Below are 19,616 nucleotides of genomic sequence, written 5' to 3'. Positions count from 1 at the left end.
AAGAGGTTTCCGTGTCCCGTACAATTATGCTAGTCCCAACTGATACACGCGTAGGTTTAACCAGCGTCAGCTTGGGTGTTATCCGTTCTATGGAACAAAAAGGCGTTAGCCTTAGCGTGTTCAAGCCAATTGCACAACCTCGTGTAAAAGGTGCTTTAGATCAGACAACAGCGATTATCCGCTCTCACTCCACTATTCAATCATCAGAACCTTTAAACATGGATTATGTTGAGTCTCTACTCAGCTCAAACCAAAAAGATGTTCTGATGGAAGAAATTGTTGCTAGATACCATGAAAACACCGCTGATGCAGAAGTTATTCTCATCGAAGGTCTGGTACCTATGCGTAAGCATCCTTTTGCACAATCATTAAACTATGAAATTGCAAAAACATTAGGTGCTGAAATTGTTTTCGTTACTGCATTAGGCAACAACACTGTTGAACAGCTAAAAGAGCGTATCGAATTTGCGCGTGCTGAATTTGGCGGTATAAAAAACCAAAACATCACAGGCGTTATTGTTAACAAACTAAATGCACCTGTTGATGATCAAGGCCGTACTCGCCCTGACTTATCTGAAATCTTTGATGATTCAAGTAAAGCGATTATCTCTAATGTCGATTTAAAAACCATCGAAAAAAACAGCCCACTACCTTTACTGGGTTGCATTCCTTGGAACTTCGATTTAATCGCCACTCGTGCAACAGATATGGCAAAACACTTAAATGCGACTATCGTCAATAAAGGCGATATTGAAACCCGTCGTATTAAGTCTGTGACTTTCTGTGCCCGCAGTATTCCACACATGTTAGAGCATTTCCGTCCGGGTTCACTTTTAGTGACTTCAGCGGATCGCCCAGATGTATTAGTTTCAGCGTGCCTTGCAGCAATGAATGGCGTTGAAATTGGTGCAATCCTACTAACAGGTGGTTACCAAATCGATGCACCAATCAAACAACTTTGTGAACGTGCATTCGAAACTGGCTTACCAATCTTTATGGTTAATGCGAACACTTGGCAGACCTCTTTAAATCTGCAAAGCTTTAGCTTAGAAGTGCCTGCTGATGACCATGAACGTATTGAAAAAATTCAGAACTATGTTGCTCAACATATCAATACAGAATGGATTGATTCACTGACTGCTAACTCTGAACGCCCTAACCGTTTATCACCACCAGCATTCCGTTATCAATTAACAGAAATTGCGCGTAAAGCGAAAAAACGTATCGTTTTACCAGAAGGTGATGAGCCACGTACTGTTAAAGCAGCAGCAATTTGTGCTGAACGTGGTATCGCAACTTGCGTACTGTTAGGCGATCCTGAAGAAATTCGTCGTGTAGCAACTGCACAAGGTGTTGAATTAGGCACAGGTATTGAGTTAGTCAATCCTAAAGAAGTACGTGAAATTTATGTACCTCGCTTAGTTGAACTGCGCAAAAATAAAGGTATGACGGAAGTTGTTGCTCGTGAACAGTTAGAAGATAACGTTGTTCTCGGCACATTAATGCTGGAAAAAGGCGAAGTAGATGGCCTAGTTTCTGGTGCTGTTCATACAACGGCTAACACTATTCGTCCACCACTACAGTTAATCAAAACTGCACCGGGTAGCTCATTAGTGTCTTCTGTGTTCTTTATGCTGTTACCAGAACAAGTTTATGTTTATGGTGACTGTGCAATTAACCCAGATCCAACCGCAGAGCAACTGGCTGAAATCGCAATCCAATCTGCAGACTCTGCAATTGCATTCGGTATCGACCCACGCGTTGCGATGATCTCTTATTCTACTGGTAACTCTGGTGCAGGTAGCGATGTAGAGAAAGTTCGTGAAGCAACACGTTTAGCACAAGAAAAACGCCCTGATCTGATGATTGATGGTCCTTTACAATACGACGCAGCTGTTATGGCTGATGTTGCTAAATCTAAAGCACCAAACTCACCAGTTGCAGGTAAAGCGACTGTGTTTATCTTCCCTGATCTGAACACTGGTAATACTACTTATAAAGCGGTACAACGTTCAGCTGACTTGGTTTCAATCGGACCAATGTTACAAGGTATGCGTAAACCAGTGAATGACCTTTCTCGTGGTGCATTAGTAGACGATATCGTCTACACCGTTGCGTTGACAGCAATTCAAGCAAGCCAACAAGAAAACGCATAATTATTGAAGTTCTCTTCAAATAAAACAACGCCAGATGATTAATTTCATTTGGCGTTTTTTATTCTACAGATTTCTTATTTGACTAAAATCCGAGGCAGTCTCAAAACACGACAACTTGATTCTGTCTCCTTTATAAAGGAGTGTCAAATAAAATCACACATATAAGCATCCAATATAAAAACAATTAACACATTGATTTTACTTGCTTATTTATGTCTTTATTATTCAGAAAAAGATAGAAATAAGGTGAGCTTCTGTTAGTATGCAGGTGGGTGCTTGGATCATTTTGGTTCAAGCATTTTCAGGAGCCAAAAAGACGAAAGCCCCGAATTTTAATTTACTAAAATCCGAGGCAGCCTCAAAACCAAACAACTTAATTCTGTCTCCTTTATAAAGGAGTGTCAAGAGAAATGACTAAGCTTGCCCTATTAGGGCTGATTACTGTATGTATTACAGTTTTGTGTTTTGCTTTACTGAAACATGAAAGATTATGTTCTTTTAATATCAGTAGTGGCGACACCGTAGTTCAAGCTATTTTATCTTGCGATAAATAGTTTTGTGGGGGAAATTCCCCCACAATTTCTCTCAAAAGTTGTTGAGATTGGTGATCACAAGCACCCTACTTTAATCCACGAGTACACGCTGATTGGTCGCACCCCACAAAATCGACATCTCTGTAAACAGTGCACCACTAATATCTTCAACCTCTTCAGCAGTGATCTCTGCATTACCTTGCTTACCAAAGAATACGACTTCATCCCCTGATTTGATATTTTTAAGATCGGTAATATCAACAATCACCGTATTCATTGACGTTTTACCCAAAACAGGTACACGTTGACCACCAATTAAAGCATGTCCTGCATTACTAAAGACTCGACGATAACCATCTGCATAACCGACAGGAATATTAGCTAATACTGAATCACGTTTTAGTGTGTAAGTACGATCATACCCAACAGTATTGCCTTTAGGATAATAATTGATTGAGGCAATATTGGATTTAAAAGTCATAACACGTTTGTAATCTGTACTTGCGATGGTATCACCATAAAAAATCCCGCCTACACGCACCATATCTAGCCATGATTCAGGTACGGTAATTGTGGCAAAAGTATTTGCCATATGCAGAGTGACATCTTTGCGATTTAGTCCAGTAACATCCAATACCTTTTGTGATTGCTGTTTAAAACGAGCGAGATCTTCTCTTACTTTATCCGCATCTTCTTCAGGATAATGAGACATAATGCCAACCACTTTAAGGTTAGCTAACTGAGCTATTTGCTTCGCCTCTTCAAGCCCTGCTTTATTATTAACTTCTAATCCATTACGAGACATTCCACCAGAGTTTAAGGCTAGATGAATAGGGATCACTTTATTTTGTTGTTTAGCAATGGCATCTAATTTCTTAGCCATATCTAAGTTACCAATCAATTCTTCCACGCTATAGCTTGTCGCCTGAGCCATTTCTTGCTCTGTAGCATTACGTACACGCATTAAACGACCTTGGAATCCTAGATCACGTACTTCTTTTAGCTCTTGGTTATTCGTTACACCAATACATTGCACATTATTTTCAATCATAATAGGTGCAACTAATGATAAATCATGACCATATGCATCACCTTTTAAAACAGCACAAAGCGAGGATTTATCACCTAAAAGTGATTGTACTTTTTTCACATTAAAATCGAGCGCACTACGTGAAATTTCAATCCATGAGTTATTCACAATTGCAGGTTGAATCTGAGCTGTTTGAGCCACTGGTGGATTGTGATTAACAGGTTGTTGGCAAGCAGTGATAACAAAAAGTGGTAACAACGCAAGATATCGAATACCAAAAGACATCTTCTTTTTCCTTAGTGATTGTGATGTTAAACCTATTTTTATAATTAATTAGGTACGAAAATATACACATCGTGAATATTCACTCAGGATAATAGCATTATTATTCATAAAATAAACATATTAATTCACAAGTTTTAATTAGAATTAATTCGTTTATTTATTCACTAAAAAACTTACAAAAACAGGTAACTAATTGTTTTAATTGTAAATTATTTATTTTTTCTTTTAAGTAAATCTTATTTTGAGTTATATTTCCCTTGAAAGTAATACAGGGTATCACTATTATAGTAACACCTTGTATTACTACGGGACCAAACCGTTGCTAAAATAAGGGATTGATATGCAGATAATTGAAACTAATATCTTCACTAAATGTATTACTAATTTGATAAGTGATGATGAATACGCAGAGTTTCAAAATATGCTTATTGCTAACCCATTAAAAGGTGATCTTATTGTTGGTTCTGGTGGATGCAGAAAAATACGATACCGATTAGCAAACAAAGGAAAAAGTGGTGGTATACGTGTTATCTACTACTATATTTCTGAAGATGGGATCATTTATATGCTTTATGTTTATCCAAAAAATCAACAAGATAACTTAAGCTAAGAACAATGCAACAAGCTAAAAGCATTAGCTCTATTACTAAAAGAATGGAATTATCATTAACAAATAAATTCATTCTAGATAAGCTGATTATCTTGATCTTTAGAGGCATATTATGACAACAGAACAAAAACAGTATATGGATGATAATTCTTTTAATGAATTGTTTGATAGCTTAAAAGAAGCGGTACAAATACATAAAAAACAGGTCATGCCTTCTCGAGTATTTACTGTTATAGAGCCCGATGTGAAAGAAATCCGTAAATTGACGAAATTAAAACAAACTGATTTTGCTACGGCTCTTGGTGTATCTACTTCTTTAGTTCGAGCATGGGAACAAAAGCGTAGATTTCCGACAGGCAGTAGTTTGAAACTCTTACGGATGATAGAAAAAAATCCAAACATTGCTAAAAGTCTGATACTTATTTGAATAATAATATTTGTAAAAAAAAATGCCTTGTTGATTTAACTCAGCAAGGCGTTTTTTTAATTAATAAATTCAAAAATATCAACGAACAATAATACCTAACAGAATACCGATAACACCAAAGTCTGCATCACTAAATGTGGTGTTAGCAATACCGATATCGCCAAGTACTGGTAATAGGAATACAGGTAAGAAAGTAATTAATAAACCTTGAACGAATGCACCTAAAATAGCACCACGACGCCCACCTGTTGCATTACCAAATACCCCCGCTGTTGCACCCACAAAGAAGTGAGGAACCACACCCGGAATTATGACTGTCCAATCTAAAGCATAAAGAATGAACATACCGATAACACCCGCAGCAAAGCTACTTAAAAAGCCCACTAAAACTGCATTGGGTGCATAAGGGAATACAACTGGGCAATCTAACGCTGGTTTTGCATTAGGAACTAACTTATCTGAAATACCTTTAAATGCAGGAACGATTTCAGCAATCACCATACGCACACCTTGCAGAATAATATAAACACCTGCTGCGAAGGTTATAGATTGCATTAATGAGAACATAAACCAGTTTTTACCACCACTGACTTCACGAACAAAAGTATCGCCCGCAAATAAACATGTGATGATAAAAATAATGCCCATAGTAAAGGCAATTGCGACTGGTGTATCGCGTAAAAATAGTAAGCTTTTAGGAACATTCATCTCTTCTGTTGAATGCTCTTTATTACCAAATTTACTGCCGATAAAGCCCGCAACGACATAAGAAATCGTTGAGAAGTGTCCTAATGCAACATCATCAGAGCCAGTAATCTTTTTCATGTAAGGATGTGCAATAGCAGGGAAAAATACCATTGAAATCCCAACAACTAATGAACCTACCGCAACTAATACTGTGCCTTCTAAGCCCGCAGTTGCCAAAATAACCGCCACCATCATTGACATAAATAATGTATGGTGACCAGTTAAGAAAATAAATTTCCACGGCGTTAAACGTGCAATTAAGATATTAATTAACATGGCAAAAAACATAATTAATGCCATCTCTTTACCAAAGCTTTTTTGTGCAATAGAGACAATCGCCTCGTTATTAGGTACAACGCCTTGAATACCAAATGCATGTTGGAAAATCGTTGAGAAATCACCCAGTGAGTTAATTACAAGACCTGCACCAGCACCTAAAATCACAAAACCCATAATGGTTTTTACGGTGCCTTTAATACATTCTGTAACTGGTTTTTTCTGGGCAATTAAGCCAATCAATGCAATCAAACCAACTAGAATAGCAGGCTCTGAAAGCACATCACTCATTAGAAAGCGGAAAAAGTCCATGATAGGCTCCTTATAACGCGCCTAATTCACGTAATGCGACAGAAAGCTTCTCTTTCATCGCCACTTTATCAATCATATTATCCAGTGAAACCACTCTTCCGTTTACGGCTTGAGAGTTAAGTTGCTCAGCAATATCGCGTGTACCTACATAGATATCACTTGGTGTGCCTTTTGCTGAACCCAGATCAACGTGATCCACTTCTGCATTCACAGCAAGATCTTTTAGGATGCTTTTGATGCTCATTTCCATCATTAAGCTACTACCTAAACCATTTCCACACACAACAGTAATTTTCATGATATTCCCCTTGGTAATTTAAATCGTCATTAATAGTTGTTGATAACGGCTAATACATCCGCTTTGCTTTTCGCATTAAATAGCTTTTGAATATCTGTATCGTTATCAAAAAGTTCGGCTAATTTCACAATGGCATTAATATGGCTATCGTTATCTGTTGCAGCCAAAACAATCAGTAATTTCACAGGATCGTTTTCATCAGCACCAAACTCAACACCTTGCTCAACAATGGTTAATGCAAGAGAAAGTTGATTAACACCATCCTCAGGACGCGCATGAGGCATCGCAATCCCCGGACCTAATACATAATATGGCCCGATTTTTTCGTGTGATTTGTAAATCGCATCGATATAACGAGGTTCAATACAACCTTTAGCAATTAATGGCTGGCACGCCACTTTAACAGCTTCTCGCCAATCGCTAACGTTTGGAACCACTTGCACCACATCCGGTGTTAATAACGTTTTAAGCATAGTTATAACCTCAATAAGACTCTCTTTGAGCTTCGTTATTAAGGATAGTAATCATTAATGGTAGCGCTATCTAGATAGATCATTCGTAATTGTGATAGCGCTATCATTTTAATGAAATGTTAATTGTAGAAAATGCCAACAATTGACACTGTATTGTTTCAGCATAATAGGAAGATTTCAGGTAGGATCTGCGGTTAATAAAATAGGCTAAGCAAGCATAATCACAAATGATCAAAACACGTAAGCGCCGAAATACAGGTCGCGTCACATTACAAGATGTCGCTAAACATGCAGGAGTCGGATCAATGACCGTTTCTCGTGCATTGCGAACCCCTGAATTAGTTTCTGATAAGTTACGAGAAAAAGTTAATCAAGCAGTAGAAGAACTTGGCTATATTCCTAATGCCTCAGCAGGCGCTTTAGCTTCAGCACAAAGCCATATTATTGCTGTACTGTTACCCTCTTTTACAGATAGAGCCAGTGCGGATTTTATGCAGTCTTTGCAACAAATACTCAATCGCCATCAGTATCAAATTTTAGTTGGTTGCTATGAGCATCAGCCTCATAAAGCTAGCGATGTGATTAATATGCTATTGCAAAGTAATCCAGCTGCATTGGTTGCCTTTGGTTCACAGCTTAGCCCAACTCATTTTTTACATATCAGTAATGCCAATGTACCTGTTGTTAGTGTCGCCAGCCAATCGGATGAACAGGCAGCAATTAGTATTGATTGTTCTTATGAGCAAGCCGCGTATGATTTAACAAACCATTTAGTCACCCAAGGAAAGCGTTGTATTGGCTATATTGGTGCGTTACAAGGGCAACGCCTGCACCACCAGCAAATAACAGGTTGGTCACGAGCATTACTCAAAAATTATTTAAATGCTGAACAAAGTGTCACCACGCCCGATCCCGCTTCTATGGCATACGGGCGACAAGCATTAACAGAGATTTTATTACGCCAACCAGAACTAGATGCTGTTATTTGTAGTCATGAAAGTATTGCGCTAGGTATGATTTTTGAGTGTCAGCGTCGATTAATTAAGATCCCACAAGATCTGGCTATTGCTTGTTTAGAAGGATCTGAAAATAGCGATCAGATATCCCCTTCTCTCACATCAATTCGTTTTGATTATCACAAAATGGGAAAAGAAGCAGGAAAACATCTGATAGCACTTTTACAGCGTTTGAGAGACGAAGATGATAACGCTATATTCGAAGATACCGTTATCAACTATGCTTATCGATTTGAACTAGGGCAAAGCACCCCTTAATCTACTGTTTCTCTGCTTTCTAGGCGAGTACTGTTGTTACGCGTTAACCAAAGAGAAAGGGCTTTTAATGAATCCGGTGTGAATTCATCACAACGCTCAGTAATTTCAGAGGGAGTTAACCAACACACTTCCTCAATTTCTTCTGCTTGCAGTGCGAAAGGCCCATGAGAAACACAACTAAATAAACTTCCCCATACACGACAACTTTCATCATCATAATAAAATTGACCATGCTCAGCAAAAGGGACTCCAGCAATACCTAATTCTTCTTCTGCTTCGCGACGCGCACTTTCAAGTAAATTCTCACCTTGTTGAACTACACCACCCGCAGTAGCATCTAACCAACCGGGATAAAAATCTTTTGTTTCAGTTCTACGCTGTGCCAAGATTTTTCCCATTCCATCATGAACAACGATATAAGTTGCTCTATGTCTTAGGTTTTCAGCTCGCATTTGTTGACGTGTTGCTTGTGCAACGACTTCATTTTTATCATCAACAATATCAACCCATTCAACCAATGCCGTCTTTTCTTGTTCCATCCTCAACAAACCTTTTTTAACCGATACTAAACGATCGTAATTTTTATCCTGAATATACCAAAATCACTATTTTTCACCACTACAATAATCATACGTGACTTGTTTTATCCATCTTGCGCTTTTTTGCTTTTTATGGTGTTAGAAGGCAGACTGTGATTATCTTGTATCTTTAGTGCCTACTTTATTTTGGAGCTTTTAATGATTGACTTATATTATGCAGATACCCCAAATGGCCAAAAAATAACGCTTTTTCTTGAAGAAACGGGCATACCTTATCAGTTACATCGCATTGATATTAGTAAAGGCGATCAATTTAAACCTGAATTTTTAGCAATTTCACCCAATAATAAAATTCCCGCTATTGTAGATAACTCACCTGCTGATGGAGGTGAACCTATCTCTATTTTTGAATCAGGTGCTATTCTTATCTATCTAGCTGAAAAAAGTGGCAAATTGCTTAGTCAAAATTTACGAGAAAAAACAACACAACTACAATGGCTGTTTTGGCAAGTGGGTGGATTTGGTCCAATGTTGGGGCAAAATCATCACTTCACTCGTTATGCCACAGAAAAAGTCCCTTATGCGATTAAACGTTATACTGAAGAAACGCAGCGTCTATATAGTGTATTAGAGAAAAGGTTAGCGCAATCACCTTACCTTGGTGGACAAGCGTACAGCATCGCAGATATCGCTACATATACATGGGCTCGTCTGCACGATCACCACAATATTGATTTGGCAAATTACCCAGCAATTCAAAAATGGCTAAACAACATTAACCAGCGCCCAGCAACAAAAAAACTCTTTGGTTAATATAAGCAATTTATATATCAGGATGATATTTATTCTTTATCAAGCAAGCAGATCAGGAGGATTGTGATGAAAATACTTGTCACTGGTGGTACAGGATTAATTGGCAAAGCATTAGTTTGTGAGCTTGCACTCGCCAATAATGATATTACGGTGCTTTCTCGTTCGCCTCAAAAAGTCTATTCGCATTTTTGTAATGAAATCACCTGTTGGACTCAACTCAATGATAAACAAGATCTTAATGAGTTTGATGCCATTATTAATCTTGCTGGAGAGCCTATTGCTGATAACCGTTGGACACCTTCTCAAAAGCAGAAACTCGTTAATAGCCGTTGTCATTTAACCCAGAAATTGGTTGATTTAATTAAAGCCAGTGACTCTCCCCCTGCTGTTTTTATTTCTGGCTCAGCAGTGGGATTTTATGGTGATCAAGGTGATACTCGAGTCACTGAAGAGACGCCGGCAAATCCAGAGTTTACACATGAGCTTTGTGCAAAATGGGAGCGTATTGCACTTGAAGCGCAAACACCATTAACACGAGTGTGCTTGTTACGTACAGGTATTGTACTTTCAACACTCGGTGGCGCACTGCCTAAAATGAGCAAACCCTTTAAGTTAGGATTAGGTGGTAAATTGGGAAGTGGGAAACAGTATATGCCGTGGATACATATTGATGATATGGTCAATGCGATTGTTTTCTTGCTTAAGACCCAAAATGCTAAAGGTGCTTTTAACTTAACAGCGCCTGAGCCTGTACAAAATAAAGAGTTTACTCGTCTATTAGGAAAAGCCTTTAATCGCCCAGCTTTAATGACAGTACCCGAAAGCATATTACGTTTAGTGATGGGAGAAAGCGCCACATTAGTGTTAGGTGGGCAACAAGCTATTCCTGAAAAACTACTTAATGCTGGCTTTGAATTTCGCTATCCACATTTAGAAGAGGCATTAAAAGATATTATTACCACAGGAAAATAATCTCTTTTTCTATTTTCAATAATTCGATGTGACTAGTACGAATAAATATTCTACCTAATAGATACTCTAAATAATCCAAGAGCTACAGCTTGAAGCATAACGAGTCGATACTCTAAATAATTCAAGATGTAGCTAGGCGACAGGAGCATACAATAGTATGTGACTAGTGCGAATGAACGCTTGAAGTATGACGAGTAAGAGTATGACAAGTATACTTAGCGAGCTGGCTTATCGCCTTCCCACCGTTGAAACAAATCATCAGGTAAATCAATCTCAAACTGATCAAGTACACGATTAACGGTTTGATTGACAATATCATCGATGGTTTTAGGCTGAAAATAGAATGCCGGTACAGGTGGCATAATCACTGCGCCTAACTCAGAAGCTTGTGTCATTAATCGCAAATGGCCTAAATGCAGTGGTGTTTCACGCACACATAACACCAACTTACGCCCTTCTTTTAATACCACATCCGCAGCGCGAGTCACTAAGGTATCTGTATAGCTATGAACAATGCCTGACAGGCTTTTGATTGAACAAGGTAATATAACCATTCCATTGACGCGAAACGATCCTGAAGAGATAGATGCGCCAATATCGCGATCGTCATAAATCACATCCGCTAAAGCATGAATATCTTTTAGCGAATAATCGGTTTCTAATGAAATAGTACGGCGTGCAGCTTGGCTAATCACTAAATGTGTTTCAACGGATGGCACTGATTTCAGTATCTCTAATAAACGTATACCGTAAATTGCACCACTGGCACCTGTTAGCCCAACTATCAGCTTTTTCATTATGATCCTCAGAATATATACCTTTGTTAATCATTATGATGATTAACCCTCAAAAAACAAGCGTCGATGCAGAACACGCTGGCATCGACGCTTTATAAGGGGGATATCTTACCGAAAAATTAGCCTTCGTTATAGATTTCCAAATTTTCTATTTCATTCTGATCACGAATTTTATGTTCATCATCACGACGTAGATTTTCTAAGTAATCCAAGTAATCTTGGTCGATATCTTTCGTAATATAAACACCGTCAAACACAGAACATTCGAACTGATTAATATCAGGATTCTCTTCTTGTACTGCGGCAATTAAATCAGTGAGATCTTGGAAAATAAGCCCATCCGCACCAATTAATTTACGAATTTCATCCACTTCACGTCCATGAGCAATAAGCTCATTGGCATTTGGCATATCAATGCCATACACATTAGGGAAGCGAACTTCTGGTGCGGCTGATGCAAAATAGACTTTCTTCGCACCCGCTTCTCTTGCAAGTTCGACGATTTGCTCTGATGTTGTGCCACGTACAATAGAGTCATCAATCAACAGAACATTTTTATCACGAAACTCGGCGCGATTTGCATTCAGTTTACGTCTAACCGACTTACGACGCTCTTGCTGACCCGGCATAATAAAAGTACGGCCAACATAGCGGTTTTTTACAAAGCCTTGGCGATAAGGTTTATTGAGAATATGCGCAATTTCTAAGGCAATATCACAAGATGTTTCAGGAATTGGGATCACAACATCAATGTGTAAATCATCCCACTCTTTCGCAATTTTAGCGCCTAATTTCTGCCCCATACGTAAACGTGCATTATAAACCGAAATTTTATCGATAAAGGAATCTGGGCGAGCAAAGTAAACATACTCAAATAAACAAGGCATTAACTGTGGATTTTCAGCACATTGGCGAGTAAAGAGTTGTCCTTGCTCTGTGATATAAACGGCTTCTCCTGGTGCAACATCACGTAAGAATTCAAAACCTAAAGTATCAAGTGCCACACTTTCAGATGCGACCATATATTCATGGCGACCATCATCTAATGTACGTTTACCTAAGACTAAAGGACGAATACCAAAGGGATCACGAAAAGCCAATAAACCATGACCGATGATCAAAGCAACACAAGCATAAGCACCGCGGAGTTTTTTATGCATTGCCGCAACGGCTGCAAAAATATTATCAGGTTCAAGAGGGAAATGGTCAAAACGGTCTAATTCATATGCCAATACATTAAGCAGAATTTCAGAATCAGAGGTGGTATTGATATGGCGACGCGCTGTTTCAAATAATTGGCGACGTAACAAATGCGCATTGGTTAAATTACCATTGTGCGCCAACGTAATACCAAAAGGTGAATTCACATAAAAAGGCTGCGCTTCTGATGCACTAGAACTACCCGCTGTTGGATAACGGACATGCCCTATCCCGATAGTACCTTTTAAACGCAACATATGACGGGTTTCGAACACATCTTTAACCAGTCCGTTAGCCTTGCGAAGACGGAAACCGTTGTTACCGTCTATCGTTGCAATGCCTGCTGCATCTTGACCTCGGTGTTGTAACACCGTTAACGCATCATAAATTGATTGGTTTACTGGATTAGCTCCAGCGATACCGACAATACCGCACATGAATAGATCCTCATCAGCCAGACGGAGAGGTTATATTCTCTCCGACACGAAACTTGACGCATTTTGCAGGTAGTCAAAGAACCACCTAATAATATGGTTGAATTGAGGAATAAGCTCAGAACGTTGCCAATCAGCGCTATCTGCCATAGGCGTAAATGCGCCTAAAACAAAAAGTAATGCTGAAACTATCAGCACGCCTCTTAAAGCCCCGAAACAGACCCCCAATACACGATCTGTACCTGATAACCCTGTGCGTTGAACAAGAGAGCTAATCACATAATTCACAACAGCACCGACAATCAGTGTCGCAATAAATAACGTGACTATTGCAATCCCGTTACGAACCAGCTCATCTTCAAACCGGGTAAAATAGACGGCAAGATAAGGATAAAACTGACTAGCAACAAAGAAACCACAACCCCAGGTGATGAGTGACAATGCTTCACGAACAAAGCCACGGATCAGGCTGACTAATGCGGAAAAACCAATAATGGCAATGATGGCGTAATCTATCCAGACCATAAATTCTTTATCCAATAATGATGCTCCGCATTAATACGGAAGCATTCTAACAGAAAACGAAAACGTTTGCGTAATGCTAATTTTCGCTAATTTCAAAATAATTTACGGCGATATGAAAAATCATAATCGCCGCAATAAGTTAACGCTTTGTTACATCACTCATCTGATGACTCGTTTAGAAAAAATTAAGGCTTATATGCCCTTACCTCACCTTGTAAGCCTGTAAGCTCTTTTAAATGAGGCAAAATCGCCTGTAATTCTGACTTAGAGGCACTAGGCCCGATATAAATTCGAGTCACTTGCCCTGCAACTGGGCGTGCAGGTACGGTATATACCGGATAACCTGAGAAATGCATTTTCGCAATAATTTCTTCTACCTTCGCCGCATTTTTCAACGCACCTAATTGAACAACCCAAGCCTCGCCTTTCGGTGGCTTAGTTTCTTGCACTGGTGGCGCTGGTGGTTGTACTGGCGGCGTAACCACAGCAGGAGGCTCTGGTGTAGGTGTTGGCTGTTGTGGTGGTTGTACCGGTGGTGTAACAGGTACAACAGCTGGTGGTTCAGGAGTTGTTACAGTAGGTTGCTCAACGCCTGTCACTGCTTCAGAAAGCATACCTTCAGACGCACCTTCTGACGGAGTAGAAGGCACTGAAGTTTGCTCTATCGGAGCGATAGATTCTATTTCTTGCTCATCACCAGGTTTGGGTACTAAAGGAATAGAGGCGAACTGGTCTTCGTTATATTTCTTATCGCCGTCAAGCAGTGCAGGTAAAAAAATAACCCCTACTGCCACCAATACAACGGCACCGACTAAGCGATTTTGAAATTTACTTGCCACCCACACTCTCCTTTTCCAAAAGTTCCATCACATGCGCGACAGTATGAAATGAGCCACAAACCACAACAATATCGTTAGGAGCAGCATCAGACATTGCTTGTTGCCATGCATTTTCAACACTATCAAATACCATTGGTTTTTCAAGATGTTGAGCTAATACATCCGCAGAAGCACCACGAAACTCATTAAGTGGAGCAACATACCAACTATCAGCCAATGGTGTTAAGCACGCTAATGTTCCTGCAATATCTTTATCACCCAGCATACCAACCACAATGCGCACCTGAGTATCAGATTTTTGTGGTAATTGTGATAATTTTTCCGCTAAATATCCTGCTGCATGAGGATTATGAGCCACATCAAAGATAACCAAAGGATGTTGAGAAATCACCTGAAAACGACCCGGTAATTGTGCACGAGACATACCTTCAACAATACTTTGCTGTGTTATTGCTTGGCTGACTTTATCATCAGACTTGAGCAAGCAACGAATAACACCCATCGCTGTCGCCGCATTAGCTAATGGAATATTAGGGATCGGCAACGTATCAAATTCACAATCAGCACAACGCCAATGCCAGTGTTCACCTTCAATAACAAAAGACCAATCTGCTCCACGACGGAAAAGCTTAGCCTGTTTTTCATTGGCAACTTCAGCAATGGAATGAGGCATATCTGGCTCACCCACAACCGCGTAGTGATTAGTACGGAAAATACCCGCTTTCTCGTGACCAATATGCTCTCTATCTGCACCTAACCAATCAGTATGATCGAGTGCAATACTTGTGATAGCAGCAATATCTGCATCAACGATATTCGTCGCATCTAATCGACCGCCTAATCCTACTTCAAGAATAACAACATCAAGTTGTGCTTGTTGAAATAACTTCAGCGCAGCCAGAGTGCCATATTCAAAAAAGGTCAGCGAGATATCGCCTCTAGCTTGTTCAATTTCTGCAAAAACTTCACAAAAAGCATCTTCAGACAGTTCTTTGCCTTGAATACGAACACGTTCTGTATAACGAACAAGATGAGGGGAGCTATAAACGCCGACTTTCAATCCTGATGCCATCAAGATTGACTCTAGCATATGACAGGTTGTGCCTTTCCCATTTGTACCTGAGACAGTAATTACCTTAGGTGCAGGACGTAACACATTTAATATTTTTCCTACCTTGCCTACTCGCTCTAACCCCATATCAATGGCGCTGGAGTGCAAATGTTCAAGATAAGAAAGCCACACCGACAAAGGCGATGTGGCTTTAGGAGCAGTTATGATATTAGACATCTTCTTTTTTATTCGTTTCGATGTTAATTTCTGGCTCGTTGTCTGTAGATTCAATTTCATCAGCAATCATTTCTTCACTGATGATTTCATCTTCATTTTCATCTTCAACTAAATCATACTGAGTCAGCTTAGCCAGTAATTCAGCCAGCTCATCACGCATTTCAGGACGACGAACAATCATATCGATCGCCCCTTTTTCTAACAGGAATTCACTGCGTTGGAAACCAGCTGGTAGTTTTTCACGTACTGTTTGTTCAATAACGCGAGGACCTGCAAAACCAATCAGTGCTTTAGGTTCAGCAACGTTGATATCACCTAACATCGCTAAACTTGCAGAAACACCGCCCATTGTAGGGTCAGTCATTACTGAAATATAAGGCAAACCACGTTCTTGCATTTTTGCTAATGCCGCACTGGTTTTTGCCATTTGCATTAATGACATCAGCGCTTCTTGCATACGCGCACCACCACTTGCAGAGAAGCAAACTAATGGGCAGTTATCTTCTAATGCTTGTTCAACAGCACGAACAAAACGCGCACCTACAACAGAAGCCATTGAACCGCCCATAAACGCAAATTCAAAGGATGCAGCAACAACAGGCATCTTTTTCAGCGTTCCTTTCATCACGATTAATGCATCTTTTTCTTGCGTCTGTTTTTGAGCAGCGCTGATTCTGTCTTTGTATTTTTTAGAGTCGCGGAATTTCAGAATATCTTTAGGCTCTAATTCGCTACCTAATTCTGTTGTGCTTCCTGAATCAAGGAAAGTCTCAAGGCGACGACGCGCTGAAATGCGCATATGGTGATCACATTTAGGGCAAACCTCTAAATTGCGCTCTAATTCTGCGCGATAGAGTACCTGCCCACAGCTGTCACATTTAGTCCAAACCCCTTCAGGGATATTAGCTTTACGTGAACTTGTGATGGTGCTTTTGTTTAGAATTTTTTCAATCCAGCTCATTAATGGACCTTTTCGTCTGAATCTGACCTTCGCCAGTAAAATTATTGTTAGCGTATCAACCACAATGCACTGGCTGTGTGGTTAGCAAAGTTTATGATGATACCGCTTACTGAATTTCAGCGCATCTCTTTATTATGGCTATTCTACGGCAAAAACTTATGATAACTGCTCAAACCTCTTTGTTATCACTTTCTTTCTTTGCTTTTGCACTCGCTCTGCGGTGGCGTAGGATCTCAATAACGCCCGGTAAAATAGAAATAACAATAATGGCAACAATTAGCAATTTTAAGTTCTTTTGAACTATATCTAAGTCACCAAAAAAGTATCCCGCATAAGTAAATAGCAGTACCCATGCAATTGCCCCAGTAACATTATAAAAGGCAAAATGACGATATGACATTTTACCCATTCCTGCAACGAATGGCGCAAAAGTTCGGATAATCGGCACGAATCTTGCCAAAATTATCGCTTTACCACCATGCTTTTCATAAAAAGCATGAGTTTTATCTAAATATTCACGACGGAAAATACGTGAATTAGGCTTACTAAATAGCTTTTCACCAAAAAGTCGCCCAATAGAATAATTAACGGCATCGCCTAAAATGGCGGCACAAAGTAACAGTAAAACAATAATATGAACATTCACATCATTGGTTTCTAATGAAGCTAAAGCACCTGCAACAAATAATAAGGAGTCTCCGGGTAAGAAAGGTGTTACCACAAGCCCCGTTTCACAAAAAACAATCAGAAACAAAATGGCATAGACCCATGTACCATATTGTGCAACAAGCTCTGCTAAATGCGCATCAATATGTAAAATAAAATCAATTAGAAATTTAATTAAATCAACAAATTGCGTTAATATTTCCATAAATCCTCAGAAAACTGGGTGTCTTTATGATTGAGATATCTCAATAGGGTTATCCGCTAAAAATAGTGGGCCCATTGCAGGTTTTGGTAATTCAAAATGATCAGGATAATCCACAGAGACCAGATACAATCCATTCGCTTTAGCTGTTGCTGCGGCTTTGGTTCTGTCTTTTAAGGCTAATAATTCAGCCATCCAAGTAATGTCCTGATTGCCACACCCTATTTCTAAAAGGCTACCAACAATATTTCTCACCATATGATGAACAAAAGCATTCGCTTTAATATCCACAACAACATAGTCACCATAACGAGAAACATTGACATGCATAACGTTACGCCACGGCGTTCGCGATTGGCATTGGACAGCTCTAAAAGAGGTAAAATCATTTTCACCCAGTAAACATTGCGCTGCTTGATGCATACGTTCAGCGTCTAAAGGATAATGAAAATGCGTCACGCCAGATGACAAAATAGCGGGACGATAACGATGATTAAAAATCACATAGCGATAACGTCTTGCCGTTGCACTAAAGCGAGCATGAAAATCATCAGAAACTGTTTTTACCCAACGTATTGCGATATCCGCAGGTAAATGAGTGTTAACGCCCATTGTCCAAGCGGGATCTTTACGGTGTGCAGTTGTTTCAAAATGAACAACTTGCCCCGTTGCATGTACTCCAGCATCAGTTCTTCCCGCACAAAATACAGATATAGGCTCATTAGCCACTTGTGAAAGTGCTTTTTCTAACCGTTCTTGTACACTGCGCACTTCATTTTGGCGTTGCCAGCCATAATAACGGCTACCATCATATTCAACGCCTAGAGCAATTTTGATTGTTGTGCTTTCAGAAATAACCGCTGACTCAGTCAAGGGTTGTTCTGTTACTTCAGCACTCACTTGCGCATTCATTAGTAAAACTGCTCCTGCATTAATTGCTCTGCGACTTCGACAGCCATTAATGCCCCACCAAAGCGCACGTTATCTGCGACTGACCAGAATTGTAAAGCTTCGGGCATACCATAATCGTTACGGAAACAACCTAAATTTAAGCTCACATTACCAGATGCATCGGTGACTTGAGTTGGAAAATCATTTTCATCACTGATATTAAGATCTTCATTTTCTTGTAATGTTTCACGCGCTTCATCACTACCCATCGGGCGTGAGGTTTCTAATTGAACCGACTGTGCATTACCATAGAAAACAGGCGCTTGTAGTGTAGTGACAGAGATTGGCAAGCCTTCATCTTGTAAAATTTTACGAATTTGGTCAACCATACGACGCTCTTCTTGTATAGAGCCTTCGTCATCAACCATTAAAGGTAAAATGTTAAATGCTAACTGTTTATTAAAACGACCTAATTCAGGAGGAATACCATTAAGTAAACGAGCACTTTGCCCTGCCAGTTCATCTACAGCTTGTTTTCCAAAACGAGATACAGACATTAAATTTGTCACGCTAAGGCGCGTTAAACCCGCAGATTCGGTTAATGGGTTAATGGCACGTAATAATTGACTCACCATGCTATCCGCAATTGAAACAATATTACGAGTGCGGTATTCCGCAAGCATTGCACTGTTCACGCCAGGAACAATCAACGGCACATCCCAATCCATTGCAAAGATGCCACTACAATCGATGACAATACAGCCAGCATCAGCCGCTTGTTGTGCATATTGCGCACTGATTTCTGTCGGTGCAGCAAAGAACGCTAATTGAATATCAGCCCACTCAATATTGTGAATACCTTGAACCGCAACACTTTTGCTGTTTACACGCACTGATTTCCCAATGCTATCTTCACTTGCGATTGCTGTTAATTCACCAATGGGAAATTCACGCTCTTGTAGCAGTTCTAAAATCGCTTCACCAACAGCGCCTGTTGCACCAACAACTGCAATATTCCAACCTTCTCCCATAAGATATCCTCCAATACCATAAAATTTTTAAAGTAAT

Annotated in this window: 21 protein-coding genes; 7 read left to right on the top strand and 14 right to left on the bottom strand. The window is 39.7% G+C overall.

Going from position 1 to position 19,616, the window contains the following annotated elements:
* Positions 1-11 precede the first annotated feature (11 nt).
* Positions 12-2,156, top strand: coding sequence for a phosphate acetyltransferase (gene pta / locus AB4J89_RS00800; protein WP_088495116.1), 2,145 nt, complete (start codon positions 12-14; stop codon positions 2,154-2,156).
* 410 nt (positions 2,157-2,566) lie between these two features.
* Positions 2,567-2,710: a Hok/Gef family protein gene (locus AB4J89_RS00795; protein ID WP_072063187.1), complete on the top strand. Its 144-nt coding sequence runs from the start codon at positions 2,567-2,569 to the stop codon at positions 2,708-2,710.
* Between the two features lie 70 nt (positions 2,711-2,780).
* Here the strand turns inward: AB4J89_RS00795 and alr are convergent, their stop codons facing one another.
* The gene (gene alr, locus AB4J89_RS00790; RefSeq protein ID WP_368467758.1) at positions 2,781-4,004 is read right to left on the bottom strand and encodes an alanine racemase; all 1,224 of its coding nucleotides are present in this window, start codon (positions 4,002-4,004) and stop codon (positions 2,781-2,783) included.
* Between the two features lie 340 nt (positions 4,005-4,344).
* Here alr and AB4J89_RS00785 point away from each other — a divergent pair, with 340 nt between their 5' ends.
* Entirely contained in the window at positions 4,345-4,614 is a 270-nt protein-coding gene (locus tag AB4J89_RS00785; RefSeq protein ID WP_088495114.1) for a type II toxin-antitoxin system RelE/ParE family toxin, read from the top strand.
* Positions 4,615-4,726: 112 nt separating this feature from the next.
* The gene (nadS, locus tag AB4J89_RS00780) at positions 4,727-5,041 is read left to right on the top strand and encodes a NadS family protein (RefSeq protein WP_227718991.1); all 315 of its coding nucleotides are present in this window, start codon (positions 4,727-4,729) and stop codon (positions 5,039-5,041) included.
* A 78-nt stretch (positions 5,042-5,119) separates the two neighbouring features.
* Here nadS and AB4J89_RS00775 read toward each other — a convergent pair whose 3' ends face one another.
* From AB4J89_RS00775 to AB4J89_RS00765, 3 genes are read right to left on the bottom strand one after another with little or no spacing between them, the layout of a single operon-like run.
* Entirely contained in the window at positions 5,120-6,376 is a 1,257-nt protein-coding gene (locus tag AB4J89_RS00775; RefSeq protein WP_006533327.1) for a PTS ascorbate transporter subunit IIC, read from the bottom strand.
* Positions 6,377-6,386: 10 nt separating this feature from the next.
* Positions 6,387-6,674: a PTS sugar transporter subunit IIB gene (locus tag AB4J89_RS00770; RefSeq protein ID WP_088495113.1), complete on the bottom strand. Its 288-nt coding sequence runs from the start codon at positions 6,672-6,674 to the stop codon at positions 6,387-6,389.
* Positions 6,675-6,703: 29 nt separating this feature from the next.
* Positions 6,704-7,147: a PTS sugar transporter subunit IIA gene (locus AB4J89_RS00765; protein ID WP_088495112.1), complete on the bottom strand. Its 444-nt coding sequence runs from the start codon at positions 7,145-7,147 to the stop codon at positions 6,704-6,706.
* A 227-nt stretch (positions 7,148-7,374) separates the two neighbouring features.
* Here AB4J89_RS00765 and AB4J89_RS00760 point away from each other — a divergent pair, with 227 nt between their 5' ends.
* Positions 7,375-8,421 carry a LacI family DNA-binding transcriptional regulator gene (locus AB4J89_RS00760; protein WP_088495111.1) on the top strand — a complete coding sequence of 349 codons (1,047 nt, stop codon included), beginning with the start codon at positions 7,375-7,377 and terminating at the stop codon, positions 8,419-8,421.
* On the opposite strand, the gene yfcD is transcribed toward AB4J89_RS00760, so the two are convergent.
* Complete coding sequence (gene yfcD, locus AB4J89_RS00755; RefSeq protein WP_072063189.1) at positions 8,418-8,960, bottom strand: NUDIX hydrolase YfcD; 543 nt, start codon at positions 8,958-8,960, stop codon at positions 8,418-8,420. The two genes, AB4J89_RS00760 and yfcD, sit on opposite strands and share 4 nt — an antisense overlap.
* 198 nt (positions 8,961-9,158) lie before the next feature.
* Here yfcD and AB4J89_RS00750 point away from each other — a divergent pair, with 198 nt between their 5' ends.
* Both AB4J89_RS00750 and AB4J89_RS00745 read left to right on the top strand, forming a co-directional pair.
* Positions 9,159-9,773: a glutathione binding-like protein gene (locus AB4J89_RS00750; protein WP_311755027.1), complete on the top strand. Its 615-nt coding sequence runs from the start codon at positions 9,159-9,161 to the stop codon at positions 9,771-9,773.
* Between the two features lie 66 nt (positions 9,774-9,839).
* Positions 9,840-10,745, top strand: a complete 906-nt coding sequence (locus tag AB4J89_RS00745; RefSeq protein ID WP_311755028.1) for a TIGR01777 family oxidoreductase — start codon at positions 9,840-9,842, stop codon at positions 10,743-10,745.
* A 215-nt stretch (positions 10,746-10,960) separates the two neighbouring features.
* Here AB4J89_RS00745 and AB4J89_RS00740 read toward each other — a convergent pair whose 3' ends face one another.
* The 9 genes from AB4J89_RS00740 to AB4J89_RS00700 all read right to left on the bottom strand — a co-directional run bounded on the left by AB4J89_RS00740 (position 10,961) and on the right by AB4J89_RS00700 (position 19,579).
* Positions 10,961-11,542 carry a UbiX family flavin prenyltransferase gene (locus AB4J89_RS00740; protein WP_006533335.1) on the bottom strand — a complete coding sequence of 194 codons (582 nt, stop codon included), beginning with the start codon at positions 11,540-11,542 and terminating at the stop codon, positions 10,961-10,963.
* Between the two features lie 119 nt (positions 11,543-11,661).
* Complete coding sequence (gene purF, locus AB4J89_RS00735; RefSeq protein WP_088495108.1) at positions 11,662-13,179, bottom strand: amidophosphoribosyltransferase; 1,518 nt, start codon at positions 13,177-13,179, stop codon at positions 11,662-11,664.
* Between the two features lie 30 nt (positions 13,180-13,209).
* Positions 13,210-13,701: a colicin V production protein gene (gene cvpA / locus AB4J89_RS00730; protein WP_023581692.1), complete on the bottom strand. Its 492-nt coding sequence runs from the start codon at positions 13,699-13,701 to the stop codon at positions 13,210-13,212.
* 185 nt (positions 13,702-13,886) lie between these two features.
* Complete coding sequence (gene dedD, locus AB4J89_RS00725; protein WP_088495107.1) at positions 13,887-14,540, bottom strand: cell division protein DedD; 654 nt, start codon at positions 14,538-14,540, stop codon at positions 13,887-13,889.
* Positions 14,530-15,828, bottom strand: a complete 1,299-nt coding sequence (folC, locus tag AB4J89_RS00720; protein ID WP_088495106.1) for a bifunctional tetrahydrofolate synthase/dihydrofolate synthase — start codon at positions 15,826-15,828, stop codon at positions 14,530-14,532. The genes dedD and folC overlap by 11 nt, the downstream gene beginning before the upstream one ends.
* A complete protein-coding gene (gene accD, locus AB4J89_RS00715) occupies positions 15,821-16,789 on the bottom strand; it encodes an acetyl-CoA carboxylase, carboxyltransferase subunit beta (protein WP_088495105.1) in 969 nt (322 codons plus the stop codon). The genes folC and accD overlap by 8 nt, the downstream gene beginning before the upstream one ends.
* Positions 16,790-16,958: 169 nt before the next feature.
* Positions 16,959-17,660 (bottom strand): DedA family protein, encoded by a 702-nt coding sequence (locus AB4J89_RS00710; RefSeq protein ID WP_088495104.1) that lies wholly within the window; start codon positions 17,658-17,660, stop codon positions 16,959-16,961.
* 24 nt (positions 17,661-17,684) lie between these two features.
* On the bottom strand, positions 17,685-18,569 hold the full coding sequence (truA, locus tag AB4J89_RS00705; RefSeq protein WP_227718990.1) for a tRNA pseudouridine(38-40) synthase TruA: 885 nt from the start codon (positions 18,567-18,569) through the stop codon (positions 17,685-17,687).
* A complete protein-coding gene (locus tag AB4J89_RS00700) occupies positions 18,569-19,579 on the bottom strand; it encodes an aspartate-semialdehyde dehydrogenase (RefSeq protein WP_088495103.1) in 1,011 nt (336 codons plus the stop codon). Before AB4J89_RS00700 ends, truA begins: the two co-directional genes overlap by 1 nt.
* Positions 19,580-19,616: the final 37 nt, after the last annotated feature.

The sequence above is a fragment of the Proteus sp. STS61-E genome, assembly GCF_040932335.1.
GTDB lineage: Bacteria > Pseudomonadota > Gammaproteobacteria > Enterobacterales > Enterobacteriaceae > Proteus > Proteus mirabilis_B.
This window is presented reverse-complemented; position numbering and strand designations above follow the sequence as displayed.

What these genes read in the sequence shown, in the direction of transcription:
- AB4J89_RS00795 (WP_072063187.1), top strand. Translation starts at nt 2,567, where the DNA reads ATGACTAAGCTTGCCCTATTAGGGCTGATTACTGTATGTATTACAGTT.
- alr (WP_368467758.1), bottom strand. Translation starts at nt 4,004, where the DNA reads ATGTCTTTTGGTATTCGATATCTTGCGTTGTTACCACTTTTTGTTATC.
- AB4J89_RS00785 (WP_088495114.1), top strand. Translation starts at nt 4,345, where the DNA reads ATGCAGATAATTGAAACTAATATCTTCACTAAATGTATTACTAATTTG.
- nadS (WP_227718991.1), top strand. Translation starts at nt 4,727, where the DNA reads ATGACAACAGAACAAAAACAGTATATGGATGATAATTCTTTTAATGAA.
- AB4J89_RS00775 (WP_006533327.1), bottom strand. Translation starts at nt 6,376, where the DNA reads ATGGACTTTTTCCGCTTTCTAATGAGTGATGTGCTTTCAGAGCCTGCT.
- AB4J89_RS00770 (WP_088495113.1), bottom strand. Translation starts at nt 6,674, where the DNA reads ATGAAAATTACTGTTGTGTGTGGAAATGGTTTAGGTAGTAGCTTAATG.
- AB4J89_RS00765 (WP_088495112.1), bottom strand. Translation starts at nt 7,147, where the DNA reads ATGCTTAAAACGTTATTAACACCGGATGTGGTGCAAGTGGTTCCAAAC.
- AB4J89_RS00760 (WP_088495111.1), top strand. Translation starts at nt 7,375, where the DNA reads ATGATCAAAACACGTAAGCGCCGAAATACAGGTCGCGTCACATTACAA.
- yfcD (WP_072063189.1), bottom strand. Translation starts at nt 8,960, where the DNA reads ATGGAACAAGAAAAGACGGCATTGGTTGAATGGGTTGATATTGTTGAT.
- AB4J89_RS00750 (WP_311755027.1), top strand. Translation starts at nt 9,159, where the DNA reads ATGATTGACTTATATTATGCAGATACCCCAAATGGCCAAAAAATAACG.
- AB4J89_RS00745 (WP_311755028.1), top strand. Translation starts at nt 9,840, where the DNA reads ATGAAAATACTTGTCACTGGTGGTACAGGATTAATTGGCAAAGCATTA.
- AB4J89_RS00740 (WP_006533335.1), bottom strand. Translation starts at nt 11,542, where the DNA reads ATGAAAAAGCTGATAGTTGGGCTAACAGGTGCCAGTGGTGCAATTTAC.
- purF (WP_088495108.1), bottom strand. Translation starts at nt 13,179, where the DNA reads ATGTGCGGTATTGTCGGTATCGCTGGAGCTAATCCAGTAAACCAATCA.
- cvpA (WP_023581692.1), bottom strand. Translation starts at nt 13,701, where the DNA reads ATGGTCTGGATAGATTACGCCATCATTGCCATTATTGGTTTTTCCGCA.
- folC (WP_088495106.1), bottom strand. Translation starts at nt 15,828, where the DNA reads ATGTCTAATATCATAACTGCTCCTAAAGCCACATCGCCTTTGTCGGTG.
- accD (WP_088495105.1), bottom strand. Translation starts at nt 16,789, where the DNA reads ATGAGCTGGATTGAAAAAATTCTAAACAAAAGCACCATCACAAGTTCA.
- AB4J89_RS00710 (WP_088495104.1), bottom strand. Translation starts at nt 17,660, where the DNA reads ATGGAAATATTAACGCAATTTGTTGATTTAATTAAATTTCTAATTGAT.
- truA (WP_227718990.1), bottom strand. Translation starts at nt 18,569, where the DNA reads ATGAATGCGCAAGTGAGTGCTGAAGTAACAGAACAACCCTTGACTGAG.
- AB4J89_RS00700 (WP_088495103.1), bottom strand. Translation starts at nt 19,579, where the DNA reads ATGGGAGAAGGTTGGAATATTGCAGTTGTTGGTGCAACAGGCGCTGTT.